Below are 14,101 nucleotides of genomic sequence, written 5' to 3'. Positions count from 1 at the left end.
GGAACGCGCCGCCGCGCCGCGCGCTGCGCGCTTGCTGCCCCCCAAAAGGGGGCCGTCCTTCCTCGGGGCGGGCGGAAGGACGCTCCCGCCCCCGCTTCAGCTCGTCTCGTCCTGGTACCAGACGCCTTCGGCCAGCATCATGCGCTGGTGGCCGTGGCCGGCGGGCATCATGGGGAAGCAGTTTTCCTGCGCGGCCACCGCCACGTCCAGGAAGTAGGGGCCGTCGTGGGCCAGGCACTCGGCCAGCGCGGCGTCCAGCTGGGCCGGATCGTCCACGCGCGCCGCGCCCCAGCCGAAGGCGCGCGCAAGCGCCACGAAGTCGGGCAGCGAGGCGTTGTAGCTGTGGCTGTAGCGGCCGCCGTGGATCAGCTCCTGCCATTGCCGCACCATACCCATGTAGCCGTTGTTGCACAGCACGACCTTGACCGGCGTCTGGTGCTGCATGGCGGTGGACAGTTCCTGGATGTTCATCAGCACGGACGCGTCGCCGCTGACGCAGACCACGGTCTTGTCCGGGTGCGCGATCTGCGCGCCGATGGCGGCGGGCACGCCGTAGCCCATGGTGCCGGCGCCGCCCGAGGTCAGCCAGCGATTGGGCCGGTCGAAGCGCAGGTATTGCGCGGCCCACATCTGGTGCTGGCCCACGTCGGTGGAGACGACGGCGTCGCGGCCGTCCAGCGCGGCGTTCAGGCGCGCCATCAGGTGCTGCGGCAGGATGGACTCGGCCGAGGGCGTGTAGCCCAGGCAGTCCCGGGCGCGCCAGGTAGCGATGCGGTCCCACCAGGGTGCGAGCCGCGCCGGGTCCAGCGGCGCGTCACCCAGCTCGGCGCGCAGCGCCTGCACCAGCGGCAGGCAGTCGCCGACCAGCGCCACGTCCACGCGCACGACCTTGTTGATCGAGGCGGGGTCGATGTCGATGTGGATCTTGCGCGCGTGCGGACAGAATTCCGAGAGCTTGCCGGTGATACGGTCGTCGAAACGCGCGCCGATGCAGACCACCAGATCGGCGTTGTGCATGGCGAGGTTGGCCTCGACCGTGCCGTGCATGCCCAGCATGCCGACGAACTGCGGGCTGGACGCGGGAAAGGCGCCCAGGCCCATCAGCGTCAGCGTGCAGGGCGCGCCGGTGTGGCGCACCAGCTCGGTGAAGGCGGCGCAAGCCTCGGGGCCGGCGTTCACCAGCCCGCCACCACCATAGAAAATAGGACGCTTGGCTTGTGCGATCAGCGCGGCGGCGCGGCGCACGGCCGACTGCGGCAGCTTGGGGGCCAGCTTGCCGGCCTGTCGGCGCGCGCGCAGCGCGGCCAGCTTCTGCTGCGAGGGCGCTGCCGGCACGTCGATGTCGGCGTCATGCGGCACGGCCAGCTGCACGTCCTTGGGGAAATCCAGCAGCACCGGACCGGGCCGGCCCTGGCGTGTCAGTTCGAAGGCGCGGCTCACCACGGCGGCCACGTCGTCCACCGCGCGGACCTGGGTGTTCCACTTGGTCACCGAGCGCGAGATGCCGATGGCGTCGCATTCCTGGAAGGCGTCGGTGCCGATGGCGGCCGTAGCCACCTGGCCGCTGATGCACAGCACCGGGATCGAATCGCACATGGCGTCCAGCAGGCCGGAGGTGGTGTTGGCCATGCCCGGGCCGGACGTCACGAAGACCACGCCGGTGCGGCCGGTGCTGCGGGCATAGCCCTCGGCGGCATGGACGGCGGCCTGCTCGTGACGCACCAGCACATGGCGCAGGCGCGGCTCGGCGTAGAGCGCGTCGTACAGCGGCAGCACGGCGCCGCCGGGGTAGCCGAAAATCGTGTCCACCCCATGCGCGATCAGCGTGTCCAGCAGGATCCGGGCGCCGTTGGCGGCGGGGCCGGCGGCCGGGCGCGAGGCGGTGGAATCGGCGTCCGGCAGGACGGCAAGGGCGGCGGAGTGGAGGCGATCGTTCATGCTGACTATCTTATTCGTGGATGGGAAGAATTTTTATCTTCTTTTCCACGGATAACGGCCATACGGAGTAAATTCATCTTCAACATGGAGAATTTGAAGAAAATGAACCTGGACAAGTTTGACCTGGCCATTCTGAAGGTGCTGCAGCAGAACGCGCGCGCCAGCCTCAACGACATCGGCGCGGCCGTGGGCCTGTCATCCACGCCCTGCTGGAACCGGATCAAGCGCATGGAAAGCGCCGGGGTGATCCGCGGCTATACGGTGGACATCGACCCGGCCAGCCTGGGCTTCATGGACACGGTGATCGTGCACGTCACGCTGGAAAGCCACAGCGAGGAAACCCTGTACGAATTCGGCCGCGCCCTGGCCCAGATTCCCGAGGTGCTGGAGGCCTTCCTGGTGTCGGGCGACTACGACTATTACATCCGCATCGCCGTGCGCGACACGCGGGACTACGAGCGCCTGCTGCGCGAACAGCTGTACCGAATACCGGGGATCCGGCACAGCAAGTCTTGCTTTGTGCTGCGCCGGTTGAAGGAGACGATGCTGCCGCTGACGGGCGCGGCAACGGCCTAGGTCCGTGCAAACCAGGCATGGGCCCTGACCATTCAGGTGTGGCCCGGTTTTCGGATACCGAACATCAGGAGTTTTCCGGCCCGCAAATTCGCAATGGATTTTCGCAGGCGCTTGGCGTTGGCTTTCGTACTAAGCAGATGCAGTGTTTCTTGCATGCCGCTGTCGCTGGTCGCAGGTGCCAGAATAGGGCGTTCGCTGCTCGTGCAAGTAGTCTCGGCAGAGGTATGAGCCTTGCATTCGTCGTGATCCATCACAGCGTAGGTCTCCCAAGACAACAGCATGCCGCATCGAAGCGCCATGCCATTTCACGAGGCGCCTGTGCCCACTGTAGCCGGACACCCACACCCAATCTATTGTGGGTCCCCGCAAATTCGCGGCATCCCCGCCCCCTACCTCAGCACATAATCCACCGGCACCGCCGGCTCCGGCAGTGGCCGCACGCCCAGACCTTCCAGCAGGTCGATCTCGATGACGCGCGCCAGCGCGGACAGGGGCAGGTCGTTCTCATCCTTGCCGAAGGGGTCTTCCAGTTCGTCGCCCAGCGCGTCCAGGCCGAAGAAGGTGTAGGCGATGATGGTGACCGCCACCGGGGTCAGGTATTCCAGCGCGCCCACCAGCCCGAAGGGCAGCAGCAGGCAGAACAGCCAGGCGGTGCGGTGCAGCAGCAGCGAATAGGCGAAGGGCGAGGGCGTGAACTTGATGCGCTCGCAGGCGGCCTGGATGGCGGCGCAGGCGGCGGCGCGCTGGGTCAGGGCCTGGTAGAGGATGTCGGTCAGCTCGCCGCGCCGCAGACAGGCGGCCAGGTCGCGGTTGATGGCCAGCAGCAGCGCGTCCGGCACGTTGCGGCAGCCGGCCAGGGTTTCGGCCTCGTCCAACTGCACCCAGGGCCGGGCGGCGGCCAGGGCGTCCTCTTCGCGCAGGCGCGCGGCCAGCGCGTAGGCGAAGCCGATGCAGCGGCGCACGATGCGCTCCTGCACCGGGTTGGCGGTGCTGGCGGCCAGCAGCACCGCGCTTTCGCGCGCCAGGCTGCGGCATTGGACGATAAGCTCGCCCCATTGCTTGCGCGCTTCCCACCAGCGGTCGTAGCAGACGTTGTTGCGGAAACCCATGAAGACCGACAGCGCCAGGCCGAACAGCGAGAAGGGCACGGCGGACAGGTGGGCGGGCGAGAACATGCGGTCGTGGTACATCCACACGACCAGGCAGGCCAGCAGGGTGATGACGAGAATGCGACTGAAGATGCGCGGAATGATGGAGCCGCGCAGAATGAAGAACAGGGCCAGCGCGGAAGGACGCGGACGGACGATCATGATGGGGTGGGAAGGAAAGGCGAGACGGAAAGAGGAACCGGAAACGAAAACCGGAAAGCAGATACGCGGCGCGCCCACTATACGCCTGTCAAACCGTCATGGACGCGCCGATATAATTCTGTTTCGTTTCATCGCCCCCAAAGGCCCGCAGCCCCATGACCAACGCCTCCGAAGACACCCCCATCAAGCCCTGGCACGCCGTCCGCCGCTCCAAGCTGCACGGCAACGGCGTCTTCGCCGCGCGCAAGATCCCCGCGGGCACGCGCATCATTGAATACGGCGGCCAGCGCATCAGCGCCAAGGAAGCGGACCGCCGCCATCCGACCAATCCGGACGACCCGTTCCACACCTTCTTCTTCGCCCTCAGCTCGGGCCGCGTGATCGACGGCGGCGACGAAGGCAACGACGCCCGCTGGATCAACCATTCCTGCGAACCCAACTGCGAGGCGCAGGAAGGCAAACACGGCAAGCGCGTCTATATCGTGGCCGTGCGCGACATCGCGCGCGGCGAAGAGCTGTCCTACGACTACGGCCTGGTGCTGGACGGCCGCATCACCAAGGCGCTGCGCGACGGCTACCGCTGCCTCTGCGGCACGCCGCCGTGTCGCGGCACCATGCTGGCTCTGTCGGACAAGCAGAAGAAGAAGGCGCAGAAGAAGCTGGCCGAGGCCAGGCAGGCCGAGGCGCAGCCCGTGGCCAAGAGCGCGGACGCGCCCACGAAAAAACGGGGCGGTTCGAAGCAAGCGGTGAAGCCGGGCGCCAAACAGGACGCACTGTTGGACGCAAAGCCGGACGCCAAACCCGCAGCCAAGCAGGACGCGCCCGCGCAAGCGGACGGCCAGGCCGCCACCAAGCCGGCGCGGAAACCCGCCCGCAAGCCGGCCGAAGCCACTGCCAAGCCGGAAGCAGCCCAGTCCAAGGCCCCCGCCGCCAAGCGCCGCGCCACGCACAAGACCGCGCCGGTTCCGTCCCCCGCCTGAAACCCCACCGGCGGCAGGCGTATTGCCCCGTCCGGCGCCCGCAGGCGTACAATCAGCCGGTCGTTAACACGACATGCAGTACGTCTTCAGGGCGGGGCGAAATTCCCCACCGGCGGTATGCCACGCAATGTGGCGAGCCCGCGAGCGCCCGGTGTTCCCCAGGAACGCCGGGGTCAGCAGACCTGGTGAGATGCCAGGGCCGACGGTCATAGTCCGGATGAGAGAAGATGTGCCGGCACATACTCGGCTGCCCGGGCGCTTGCGTCCGGCCAGCGGTTTTCTGTTCGGCTGTCGCATAGCCCTGAAACGTTTTTCGCCCACTTTTTCCGCGAGAGCGTTTCACATGTCCAATACCAATCCGCAGCAATCCCTTCCCAGCCTGGCTTCCCAGCCGTTCGAGGCCCGCTTGCAGCGCGCCCTGCATCACCTGCGCCTGGGCCGTCCCGTCATCCTGATGGACGACTTCGACCGCGAGAACGAGGCCGACCTGATCGTCGCCGCCGACAAGCTCACCGTGCCCGTCATGGCGCAGCTGATCCGCGACGGCAGCGGCATCGTCTGCCTGTGCCTGCCCGGCGAGGCGCTGGACCGCCTGGGCCTGCCGCCCATGGTGCAGAAGAACGAAAGCCGCCACGCCACCGCCTTCACCGTGTCGATCGAGGCGCGCGAGGGCGTGAGCACCGGCGTGTCGGCGGCCGATCGCGTCACCACCATCCGCGCCGCCGTCTCGCCCACCGGCCAGCCCGGCGACATCGTCAGCCCCGGCCACGTGTTCCCGCTGCGCGCCCAGCCCGGCGGCGTGCTGACGCGCCGCGGCCACACCGAAGGCTCGGTCGACCTGGCCGTGCTGGCGGGCCTGCGTCCGGCCGGCGTGCTGTGCGAGCTGATGAACGCCGACGGCACCATGATGCGCGGCGCCGCGCTGGAGCGCTACGCCGCCCAGCACGGCCTGGTGGCGCTGACCATCGCCGAGCTGGCCGATCATCTGCAGAAGCTGCGCGATGGCCAGGCCACGCCGGTCGACGACGAAGTGCTGGAGATGGCCGCCACGGCCTGATCCGGCGCGCCACACCGGCGCGGCCCGGCCTTCAGCCCCGGACCGCGCCGATATGAACACCCGACCCGCACCAAACCCGCCGGTGTCGATGCCGCAGCCGGCACCGACCGGGGCCGCTGCCGGGGCTGACCAAGGCCAATGCCGACGCCGCGACCCGCCGCGCCGGCATCCTTCCCCCGGGCGATGCGCGTTCAGCGTTGCCCGTCGTGCGCCGACACCGCCTCCCTGGTCAGCCCGCCCAGCCGCGCATGCACGCGGCCGCCCGTGCCCATGACCAGCGCGAACAGGATCTCGCCCGGCCTGGGCGCATCCTGGATGCCGATCTCGATGCTGTTGAAGTGGCTGCGCACATAGGAAGCGTGGATATAGTGCACCGGCACCATCATGCGGTAGCCGGCCACGGCCACCGCCTTGACGGCCGGCACCATCGCCTTGGGCTCGCCCAGCACGCTGCGCATGGCCCAGCCGCCGGCCTCGTGCCAGACCGCGCCATGCTCCATCTCGCCGTCCAGCCCGACGATGGCGGCCTTGCTGTAGACCTCGATGCTGTCCTTGCCCAGCGTGTCGACCAGCTCGGTCGCCAACAGCGTGCCCAGCCCGCGTAGTTCGGCCATGAAGGGCATCAGGTCCGGCTCGTAGCGGCCGGCATAGGGATTGCGAATCACGGCGCAGGACGCGGCCAGCTTCAACGGCACGGCCGGCGGCGGACCGTACTCATGGAACGTGGTTTCGACGATGAGGCAACGCTTGCGGATATCGATCAGGGACATGGGATGGCCTCCGGGAACAGGATGGAATGCGGGGATGACATGCGGCGACGGCGCGCCCTTCATTGCGGCTCGATGCCGGTTTCCCTGACGATGGCGGCCCACTTGTCGATCTCGGCGCGCACGAAGGCGCCGAATTGCGCGGGCGTCTGGGTTTTCACGGAAAGGCCCTGCGCCGCGTAGGCTTCCTTCAATTCGGCATTGCCCAGCGCCTTCTCCAGCGCGGCCGCCAGGCGCCGGGATACCGGCTCGGGCAGATCCTTCGGACCCATCAGGCCGAACCACACGGTCAGGTTGAAGCCGGGCGCGCCGCTCTCGTTCAGCGTGGGAATGTCGGGCGCCAGCGGGAACCGTTCCGGCGTGCTGACGCCATAGGTCTTGACCTTGCCGGCGCGCGCCTGCTGCAGGCCGTTGGCCAGATCGGTGAAGGTCAGGTCCACGGTGCCGCCGATCACGTCGGTCAGCGCCTGCGGGCCGCCGCGATAGGGCACGGCCGTGACGTCGATGCCACCCATCCGCGCCCACTTGGCGCCGAACACCTGCGCGCTGCCCGAGCCGTAGGCATAGGTCAGCTTGCCCGGATGCCGCGCGCCGTAGGCGTACAGCTCGGCCACGCTGGCGCCCGGCAGGCGCGGCGAGCCAACCAGCAGATAGGGCGTCTCGGCCACGGCGCCGATGGGCGACAGGTCGACGGCCGGATCGTAGGGCAGGTTCTTGAACAGGCTGACGCCGCTGGCGGCCGTGGACACGCCGACCACCACCACGGTATAGCCATCCGGCTTGCTGCGCGCCACGTCATGCGTGCCGATGATGCCGTTGGCGCCGGGCTTGTTCTCGACCACCACCGGCTGCCCCAGGTCGTCGGCCATGGCCTTGCCCAGGCTGCGCGCCACCACGTCGGTGATGCTGCCCGGCGGAAAGGGCACGACCATGCGAATGGGACGGTCGGGGTAGGCGGCCCGCGCCGGGTGCATGACAGCAAGGGCGAGCAGGGCCGCGCCCAGGCCGGCCGCCAGCCGCCGCGCGGCGATGATGGGTTGCATGGCTGTCTCCTGTTGATGTGTTCTTGTCACCGCCCCGAGGCCGCTGCCGCGCGCCACGGGACGACATGCCCGCGCCAGCCAGCGCGGCGCAGGACTGCTCTCATTGCCGGACGGATCCGTTGCCAACCCGCCCATGCGACCCACGCGTCCGCCACGACGGACGGTATCGTTACGCCGGATGCGCCGCCATTTCGGACGCGTTCAGCCGCTCCAGGTATTGGTGGATCCGCGTGTTGTCCACGCCCGGCTCCATCTCCGCCAGCGCGCGCTGCCACAACCCGGCGCACAGCGACAGCTGCCCGACGCGCACGCCGGCGTGCGCCTGCAGCGCATCAGCGGTGCGCAGGTCCTTGGCCATCAACGCCAGCGCGAAGCCGCCGGCGTAGCTGCCCGGCACGATGAACTGGCGCAGCTTGGTCTCGGTGGCGACGTTGCGGCCGCTGGACGCATTGAGCACGTCGGTGAAGACGTCCAGGTCCAGGTCCATGCGGCGCGCGATCAGCAGCGCCTCGCTGGCCGCCAGCAGACCGGCGGCGTACACATAGTTGTTCAGCGCCTTCATGGCATGGGCCGAGCCGACCGCGCCGGTGGGGATCAGCGTGGCGCCCATGCGCGACAGCAGCGGACGCGCGCGTTCCAGGTCGGCGGCGTCGCCGCCCGCCATGATGGCCAGCGTGCCGGCGGCGGCCTTGGCCACGGCGCCGGAAACGGGCGCGTCGACCAGCGCCAGCCCGGCCGCGCGCAGCAGCGGCGCCAGCCGCAGCGTCTGCGCCGGATCGGACGAGCCCATGTCCAGCAGCAGGGCGCCGGGGCGCAGCAGTGTCATCAGCCCGGGACGGCCCGGCGCGCCCTCGATCACGGCATTGGTCACGGCGCTGTCGGGCAGCATGGTGATGAGGATGTCGCAGCCGGCCAGCTCGTCCAGGCTCCCGGCCCCGCGCAGCGTGCGGCCCCAGGCGGGATGCGCGTGCAGCCGCTCCAGGCGGGCCGGGTCGCGGTCATGGGCCAGGATCCGGTCGTCCGAGTCGGACCGCGCCAGGTTCTCCAGCATCGGCAAGCCCATCATTCCCAGTCCGACGAATCCGATTTCCATGCTCATGCCTTCTACTTATCGATGATGCCTTTTCCAGAACGAAAAGCGCATGGGGATACTACCGGCTGTGGATTTTCACGGCCTATGCTAAGTTGGCCGGGGGATATAACAAACGATTATCGAGACAGGACGGAAAGCGCCATGCGCTTCAAGCTCAGGCAGATGGAGGTGTTTCGCGCGGTCATGCTGACCGGCTCGATGAACGGCGCGGCCAAGCTGCTGTTCGTGTCGCAGCCCGCCGTCAGCCGGCTGATCGCCCATGCCGAGCAGAGCCTGGGCCTGCAGCTGTTCGCGCGCGACAAGGGCAAGCTCACGCCCACGCCCGAGGCGCAGCGCCTGTTCGAGGAAGTCGGGCCGCTGTTCGAGGAAGCGTTGCGCATCGACGAGCTGGCGCGCGACCTGGCCGCCCGGCCCGAGGGCGCGCTGACGCTGTGCGCCAGCCCCAGCCTGGCGCTGAACTTCCTGCCGCCGGCCATCGCCCGCTACCTGGAGCTGCACCCCGGCGTGCGGCTCAAGTTCCACACCACGCTGCTGGCCGACATGGCGCACGAGCTGCTGGGCCGCAAGGCCGAGCTGGCGATCTCGGTGCTGCCGGTCGACCATCCCAACCTGGTGGTCGAACCGCTGGCCACGGGCGAGATGGTCTGCATCCTGCCGGAAGGCCATCCGCTGGCCGCGCAGCCGCGCGTGAGCCTGGCGCAGCTGGCGGCCTGCCGGCTGGTGCTCTACAGCCGCAACATTCCCTTCGGCCAGCTGGTGGCGGCGGCCTTCCAGCGGGCCGGCGTGAGCTGGAGCGCGGCGGTCAACATCATGCGCGCCGAAGTCGCCTGCGCGCTGGTGCGGGCGGGCGCCGGCGTCGCCATCGTCGATCAGTTCTCGGTGGGCGGCCAGGGCTGGCCCGGCGTGGTGGCGCGGCCGCTGCGCGAATCGATCCCGCTGTCGCTGAGCCTGGCGCGCTCGCGCTTCGAGCGGCCCAGCCGGCAGGTGCAGCGTTTCGTGCGCCTGATCAGGGAACATGTGCGCGGCCTGCCTGACCTGAAAACACCGGGATAGCGCTTGCCGCCGCCCGCCGTCGCGACGGCCGACATGCAAGGAAGTCCTTCAAATGGAAAGAGGGAACGGGATAGCGCGAGGCCCGCCTGGGCGATGGCATAATTCCGGGACTCGCGCCCCCCGCGGGCACAGAAGAATTTAATGAGCCACAGCTCGCATTAGATACACGCATCACCCGGCTTTCATGACATCCATCCCGCAGCCCCGAAAAGCGCCGCGCCAGCAGCGCTCGCAACAGACCGTCGACGCCATCCTGCAAGCCACCGCCCGCGTGCTGGCCGAACATGGCTACGCAGGCACCAACACCAACCTGATCGCCGAAACCGCGGGCGTGAGCGTGGGTTCGCTGTACCAGTACTTCCCGAACAAGAACGCGCTGATCGCCGCCCTGCACGACCGCCACGACCGGCAGATGCTGGACCTGATCGACCAGACGCTGGAGGCCAATCCCGCCGCCACGCTGCGCGACCGGGTCGCCGCCATCGTCGGCGCCATGCTGGGCGCGCACCTGCTGGAACCGGCGCTGCATCGCGTGCTGGAACGCGAGTTCCCGCTGTTCGACCAACCGCGCGAGCACAGCCTCGCCGACCAGGACATCCACCGCCGCATGCGGCACCTGCTGGAGTTCCACCGCGACGAGATCGCACAGCCGGACCGCGATCTGGCCACCTATGTGGTGCTGCGCATCATGGAATCGCTGGTGCACGCGGCCGCGCTGGAACCGCCGGCCGGCTTTTCGTCGGCGCAATTGGAACAGGCGGTGGTGGACGCCATCATGGGCTATCTGAGCGTGCCGGCGCCGGCCGCCCGCAAGCGGGCCGCGCCGCGCAAGGCGGGCTGAGACAGGCTGCCGCCGCCAGCGTATCCAGGAAGCGGGACGCCAGTTCCGGCGCGCTCGACACATCCAGCCTCGCATAGGCGTTCTTGCGATGCGTCTTGACGGTCTCGATGCCGATCTTGAGCTTTTGCGCGATCTCCTTCGAGCAATAGCCCCTGAGAATCAGGCCGACGATCTCGGCCTCGCGCGGCGACAGCCTTTCCCGCCAGCCGCGCATGCCGGCCAGGCGCAGGCCGTCCCGCGACGCGCATTCGCGTTCCGCCAGCCACGAGGCCAGATGCCGCCTGAGCAGCGACTGGACCAGCGGAAACACGCTGTTCAGCCGCGCGGCCTCGTGGCGGGTGAACCGCGCGCCGCCTTGGCGGTACAGGCCCACCTGCAAGGTGCGCGAGCCGGCCAGGCGCACGCTCAGGTCCAGCTCCTTGAGCGTGGCGGGAAAGTCCCGGGTCAGATAGCCGATCTCTTCGTCGCGGCTCAGCCGGATGCTGTCGCAATCGCGCTCGGGCCGGTGCAGGAAGGGCGAGCGGCACAGCTCGGGCAGGAAATGGACGCCGCTTTCGATGCCCCGCAGGTGATGCTGGAAGAACGGGTGATAGCGGAACGTGCCGCCCGAGTAGCGATGCAGCGAGCGTTCCGGCGCGCCGGACGGGAAGTTGCTATGCAGACAGGCCGGCGCGGATTCCCCGTCGTAGAAGAACACGGCATACAGGTCGAACGGCACCAGCGCTTCCAGGCGCTCCAGCAGCAAGGCCGGGAAGTCCTGCCGGTCCAGGGCGTCGACGAGCTGGCTCATGTGATCGATGGTCATCACGGCGGACATGCGGGACCTCCGGCGCGGGATGGATTCGCGGATTCCCGAGCATGCCAAATCGCGGCGGGAGCGGCAATGCCGCGGGTGACGCAAAAAGATCCGCCCATGGGTCCGCCGCTGTTCATTCGTCTGATTCTTCATGCGAGCGTGATGCCGCGCCGCTTGCACGGCCCGCGCGCGCCATCCCCCCAAGAGGGGATTACCGCTCCCATGCCCGCTTGCTAAGGTCGCTGTCACCACAACGACAAGCGCGCTTCCCAAGGAGACGGTATGAACAGCATATGGACCACGCCCGCCGTGGCGGCCTGCCTTTCCCTGGCCGCCACCGCCAGCCTCGCGGCCGACCTTCGCGTCGCGGTCAACCAGGGCAATCCGCCTTTCGAATTCGAAGACCGCAACGGCAAGCTGACCGGTTTCGAGGTCGAGGTGATCCAGGCCGTGGCCCAGCGCCTGAACAAGTCGGTCGAATTCTCGTCGATGCCGTTCAACATGCTGTTCGCGGCCGTGCAATCCGGCCGCGCCGACGTTGCCCTGGGCGCCATCACCATCACCGCCAAACGGCTCGAGAACGTCGCGTTCACCCAGCCCATCATCGATTCCAATCAGTGCGTGGCCGCGCTCTCGGACGGTCCCGTCAAGCGCGTGGAGCAGCTAAAGGGGCGCGATGTCGGCGTCATCACCGGCACGGTGGGCGAGATCTGGGCCGCCCGGTCCCAACAGGAACACGCCTACAAGGAAATCCGCCGCTACGACGGCAATATCGAGCCGATGATGGACCTGGCCTCGCAGCGCACCGCCGCGAGCATCAACGACTGCCCGATCATGGCCTGGTACATCCGCGACAAGCCGCAGTTCTCCATCATCCATGAAGTGATGACCGGTGACAGGAACGCGCTGATGCTGCCCAAGGCCAGCCCGCTGCTGGACGCGATCAACCAGGAAATCGGCCGCATGAAGACCGACGGCTCGCTGCCCGGCCTGTACCGCAAATGGTTCAACGCCGAGGCCGGCCCGCAATCCAGCACGGTGAAGATCGAAGCCATTCCGGCCGTGCAATGAACCTGGCCGACACTTTCTTCAACACCAGCGTGCTGGCCGACTCCATCGGCTCGTTGCTGGCCGGCTTCCGCCTGACGGCGCTGCTGGGCGCGACCAGCCTGGTCCTGGCGACCGCGCTCGGGCTGCTGCTGGTCGTGCTGCGCCTGTACGCGGTCAAGCCGCTGCGCTGGGCCGCCATCGCGCTGATCGACGTGCTGCGGGCGATTCCGCTGCTGGTGCTGCTGGTGATCGTCTACTACGCGCTGCCCTTCGTCGGCCTGCGACTGCCGCCGTTCTGGGCCGCGACCGCCGCGCTATCTCTGGTGGCGTCCGCCTACATCGCCGAGACCTTCCGCGCCGGCATCGAGGCCGTTCCCGCCGGCCAGGTCGAGGCCGCCCGCGCGCTGGGCCTGTCCTGGCCCCGGATGATGACCGACATCGTGCTGCCGCAGGCGATCCGCTTCACCATCCCGCCCGGGACCGGCATCGCGATCAGCCTGATCAAGGACACCGCGCTGGCCTCGGTGGTGGCCATGCCGGACCTGCTCAAGCAGGCCACGCAGGCGCAGGCCTATTACGCCAATCCCACGCCGCTGATCGGCGCGGCCATGCTGTACCTGCTGCTGTTGCTGCCGCTGGTGCGCGTGGTCAGCGCCATCGAGAACCGCGCCAGCCGCCGGGGAGCCCGATAGTGCACATCCCACCCTGCCCCGCGCCGCAGGACGCCGACGCAGCGGCGGCCTCGAACCCGCCCCCGCTGCTGCGCCTGCGGCGGCTGGAAAAACACTACGGCGCCTTCACCGCGCTGGACGGCGTCGACCTGGACGTGGCCCGTGGCGAGGTCATCGCCCTCATCGGCCCGTCCGGGTCCGGCAAGTCGACGCTGGTGCGCTGCGTGAACCTGCTGGAAACCTATGACGGCGGCAGCGTCGAGGTCGACGGCATCACGGTGCGCGACGACCGGCGCCTGGGGCGCGTGCGCGCCGAGGTCGGCATGGTGTTCCAGCAGTTCAACCTGTTCCCGCACATGAGCGCGCTCAGGAACGTGGCGCTGGCGCCGGTGCGCGTGCGTGGCCTGTCCTGGCCCGAGGCCACGGCGCGGGCCGAGGCCCTGCTGGAACGCGTGGGCCTGCGAGACCACCAGCACAAGCGGCCGGGCCAGCTGTCGGGCGGACAGCAACAGCGCGTCGCCATCGCGCGGGCCCTGGCCATGCAGCCCGAGCTGCTGCTGTTCGACGAGCCCACGTCGGCGCTGGACCCGGAAATGGTGCAGGAAGTGCTGGACGTGATCCAGGACATCGCCAGGACCGGCGCCACGCTGCTGATCGTGACCCATGAAATGTCCTTCGCGCGCAAGGTGGCAGACCGTGTCGTGTTCATGGAGCAGGGCCGCATCGTGGAAATCGCGCCGCCCGAGACGTTTTTCACGAACCCCGCCACGGACCGCGCCCGGGCCTTCATCCATACCGCCACGCGCGGACGCGGCGGCATGTCCGCCTGAGCCTTCCACACGAGTCCTGCCCATGCGCCACGACCCACGCCCGGCCCCGGAACCAGATCCCGCCCCTAACGCAGGCCCTGGCCTCGATACAGGCCC

The 14,101-nt window shown here is 68.7% G+C and carries 14 protein-coding genes, 1 pseudogene and 1 riboswitch; of the genes and pseudogenes, 8 read left to right on the top strand and 7 right to left on the bottom strand.

All coding sequences use genetic code 11. The features are described from left to right. Nucleotides 1–96: 96 nt before the first annotated feature. On the bottom strand, nt 97–1,947 hold the full coding sequence (ilvB, locus tag AC6LJ5_RS11810; protein ID WP_392411604.1) for a biosynthetic-type acetolactate synthase large subunit: 1,851 nt from the start codon (nt 1,945–1,947) through the stop codon (nt 97–99). 93 nt (nt 1,948–2,040) lie between these two features. On the opposite strand from ilvB, the gene AC6LJ5_RS11805 reads away from it, so the two are divergent. Next, entirely contained in the window at nt 2,041–2,514 is a 474-nt protein-coding gene (locus AC6LJ5_RS11805) for an Lrp/AsnC family transcriptional regulator (protein WP_103271876.1), read from the top strand. Between the two features lie 32 nt (nt 2,515–2,546). Here AC6LJ5_RS11805 and AC6LJ5_RS11800 read toward each other — a convergent pair whose 3' ends face one another. Together AC6LJ5_RS11800 and AC6LJ5_RS11795 are read right to left on the bottom strand one after the other, a co-directional pair. Beyond that, nucleotides 2,547–2,765 carry a type II toxin-antitoxin system Phd/YefM family antitoxin gene (locus AC6LJ5_RS11800; protein WP_158658317.1) on the bottom strand — a complete coding sequence of 73 codons (219 nt, stop codon included), beginning with the start codon at nt 2,763–2,765 and terminating at the stop codon, nt 2,547–2,549. Nucleotides 2,766–2,903: 138 nt separating this feature from the next. Continuing rightward, entirely contained in the window at nt 2,904–3,824 is a 921-nt protein-coding gene (locus tag AC6LJ5_RS11795; protein ID WP_498140551.1) for a bestrophin family protein, read from the bottom strand. A gap of 155 nt (nt 3,825–3,979) precedes the next feature. On the opposite strand from AC6LJ5_RS11795, the pseudogene AC6LJ5_RS11790 reads away from it, so the two are divergent. Both AC6LJ5_RS11790 and ribB read left to right on the top strand, forming a co-directional pair. Beyond that, a pseudogene (locus AC6LJ5_RS11790) lies at nt 3,980–4,477 on the top strand (SET domain-containing protein); the annotation flags it as partial. A gap of 405 nt (nt 4,478–4,882) precedes the next feature. Next, nucleotides 4,883–5,037: riboswitch (FMN riboswitch) on the top strand. Nucleotides 5,038–5,147: 110 nt separating this feature from the next. Next, on the top strand, nt 5,148–5,861 hold the full coding sequence (ribB, locus tag AC6LJ5_RS11785; protein WP_103271874.1) for a 3,4-dihydroxy-2-butanone-4-phosphate synthase: 714 nt from the start codon (nt 5,148–5,150) through the stop codon (nt 5,859–5,861). Nucleotides 5,862–6,052: 191 nt separating this feature from the next. On the opposite strand, the gene AC6LJ5_RS11780 is transcribed toward ribB, so the two are convergent. The 3 genes from AC6LJ5_RS11780 to AC6LJ5_RS11770 all read right to left on the bottom strand — a co-directional run bounded on the left by AC6LJ5_RS11780 (nt 6,053) and on the right by AC6LJ5_RS11770 (nt 8,770). Beyond that, the gene (locus AC6LJ5_RS11780; RefSeq protein WP_103271873.1) at nt 6,053–6,631 is read right to left on the bottom strand and encodes an amino acid synthesis family protein; all 579 of its coding nucleotides are present in this window, start codon (nt 6,629–6,631) and stop codon (nt 6,053–6,055) included. Between the two features lie 59 nt (nt 6,632–6,690). Continuing rightward, the gene (locus AC6LJ5_RS11775) at nt 6,691–7,671 is read right to left on the bottom strand and encodes a Bug family tripartite tricarboxylate transporter substrate binding protein (protein ID WP_498140550.1); all 981 of its coding nucleotides are present in this window, start codon (nt 7,669–7,671) and stop codon (nt 6,691–6,693) included. A gap of 169 nt (nt 7,672–7,840) precedes the next feature. Further along, nucleotides 7,841–8,770, bottom strand: a complete 930-nt coding sequence (locus AC6LJ5_RS11770; RefSeq protein WP_103271872.1) for an NAD(P)-dependent oxidoreductase — start codon at nt 8,768–8,770, stop codon at nt 7,841–7,843. Nucleotides 8,771–8,905: 135 nt separating this feature from the next. On the opposite strand from AC6LJ5_RS11770, the gene AC6LJ5_RS11765 reads away from it, so the two are divergent. Both AC6LJ5_RS11765 and AC6LJ5_RS11760 read left to right on the top strand, forming a co-directional pair. After that, nucleotides 8,906–9,817, top strand: coding sequence for a LysR substrate-binding domain-containing protein (locus tag AC6LJ5_RS11765; RefSeq protein WP_498140549.1), 912 nt, complete (start codon nt 8,906–8,908; stop codon nt 9,815–9,817). A 184-nt stretch (nt 9,818–10,001) separates the two neighbouring features. After that, on the top strand, nt 10,002–10,658 hold the full coding sequence (locus AC6LJ5_RS11760) for a TetR/AcrR family transcriptional regulator (protein ID WP_498140548.1): 657 nt from the start codon (nt 10,002–10,004) through the stop codon (nt 10,656–10,658). Here the strand turns inward: AC6LJ5_RS11760 and AC6LJ5_RS11755 are convergent. After that, entirely contained in the window at nt 10,591–11,475 is an 885-nt protein-coding gene (locus AC6LJ5_RS11755) for a helix-turn-helix transcriptional regulator (protein WP_498140547.1), read from the bottom strand. The genes AC6LJ5_RS11760 and AC6LJ5_RS11755 overlap by 68 nt on opposite strands. Before the next feature lie 261 nt (nt 11,476–11,736). On the opposite strand from AC6LJ5_RS11755, the gene AC6LJ5_RS11750 reads away from it, so the two are divergent. The 3 genes from AC6LJ5_RS11750 to AC6LJ5_RS11740 are packed head-to-tail and all read left to right on the top strand — an operon-like array spanning nt 11,737 to nt 14,005. Continuing rightward, a complete protein-coding gene (locus tag AC6LJ5_RS11750; RefSeq protein WP_103271868.1) occupies nt 11,737–12,525 on the top strand; it encodes an ABC transporter substrate-binding protein in 789 nt (262 codons plus the stop codon). Next, nucleotides 12,522–13,196: an amino acid ABC transporter permease gene (locus tag AC6LJ5_RS11745; RefSeq protein ID WP_103271867.1), complete on the top strand. Its 675-nt coding sequence runs from the start codon at nt 12,522–12,524 to the stop codon at nt 13,194–13,196. Before AC6LJ5_RS11750 ends, AC6LJ5_RS11745 begins: the two co-directional genes overlap by 4 nt. Then, on the top strand, nt 13,196–14,005 hold the full coding sequence (locus AC6LJ5_RS11740; protein ID WP_498140546.1) for an amino acid ABC transporter ATP-binding protein: 810 nt from the start codon (nt 13,196–13,198) through the stop codon (nt 14,003–14,005). The genes AC6LJ5_RS11745 and AC6LJ5_RS11740 overlap by 1 nt, the downstream gene beginning before the upstream one ends. Nucleotides 14,006–14,101: the final 96 nt, after the last annotated feature.

The organism is Achromobacter sp. 1011791174 (genome assembly GCF_059760925.1).
The sequence above is the reverse complement of the archived record's forward strand: the minus strand, read 5'-3'. Positions and strand labels throughout refer to the sequence as shown.

Coding starts and splice junctions, on each gene's coding strand:
- ribB (WP_103271874.1), top strand. CDS start 5,148: ATGTCCAATACCAATCCGCAGCAATCCCTTCCCAGCCTGGCTTCCCAG.
- AC6LJ5_RS11770 (WP_103271872.1), bottom strand. CDS start 8,770: ATGAGCATGGAAATCGGATTCGTCGGACTGGGAATGATGGGCTTGCCG.
- AC6LJ5_RS11800 (WP_158658317.1), bottom strand. CDS start 2,765: ATGGATCACGACGAATGCAAGGCTCATACCTCTGCCGAGACTACTTGC.
- AC6LJ5_RS11760 (WP_498140548.1), top strand. CDS start 10,002: ATGACATCCATCCCGCAGCCCCGAAAAGCGCCGCGCCAGCAGCGCTCG.
- AC6LJ5_RS11780 (WP_103271873.1), bottom strand. CDS start 6,631: ATGTCCCTGATCGATATCCGCAAGCGTTGCCTCATCGTCGAAACCACG.
- AC6LJ5_RS11805 (WP_103271876.1), top strand. CDS start 2,041: ATGAACCTGGACAAGTTTGACCTGGCCATTCTGAAGGTGCTGCAGCAG.
- AC6LJ5_RS11755 (WP_498140547.1), bottom strand. CDS start 11,475: ATGTCCGCCGTGATGACCATCGATCACATGAGCCAGCTCGTCGACGCC.
- AC6LJ5_RS11745 (WP_103271867.1), top strand. CDS start 12,522: ATGAACCTGGCCGACACTTTCTTCAACACCAGCGTGCTGGCCGACTCC.
- AC6LJ5_RS11795 (WP_498140551.1), bottom strand. CDS start 3,824: ATGATCGTCCGTCCGCGTCCTTCCGCGCTGGCCCTGTTCTTCATTCTG.
- AC6LJ5_RS11765 (WP_498140549.1), top strand. CDS start 8,906: ATGCGCTTCAAGCTCAGGCAGATGGAGGTGTTTCGCGCGGTCATGCTG.
- AC6LJ5_RS11775 (WP_498140550.1), bottom strand. CDS start 7,671: ATGCAACCCATCATCGCCGCGCGGCGGCTGGCGGCCGGCCTGGGCGCG.
- AC6LJ5_RS11750 (WP_103271868.1), top strand. CDS start 11,737: ATGAACAGCATATGGACCACGCCCGCCGTGGCGGCCTGCCTTTCCCTG.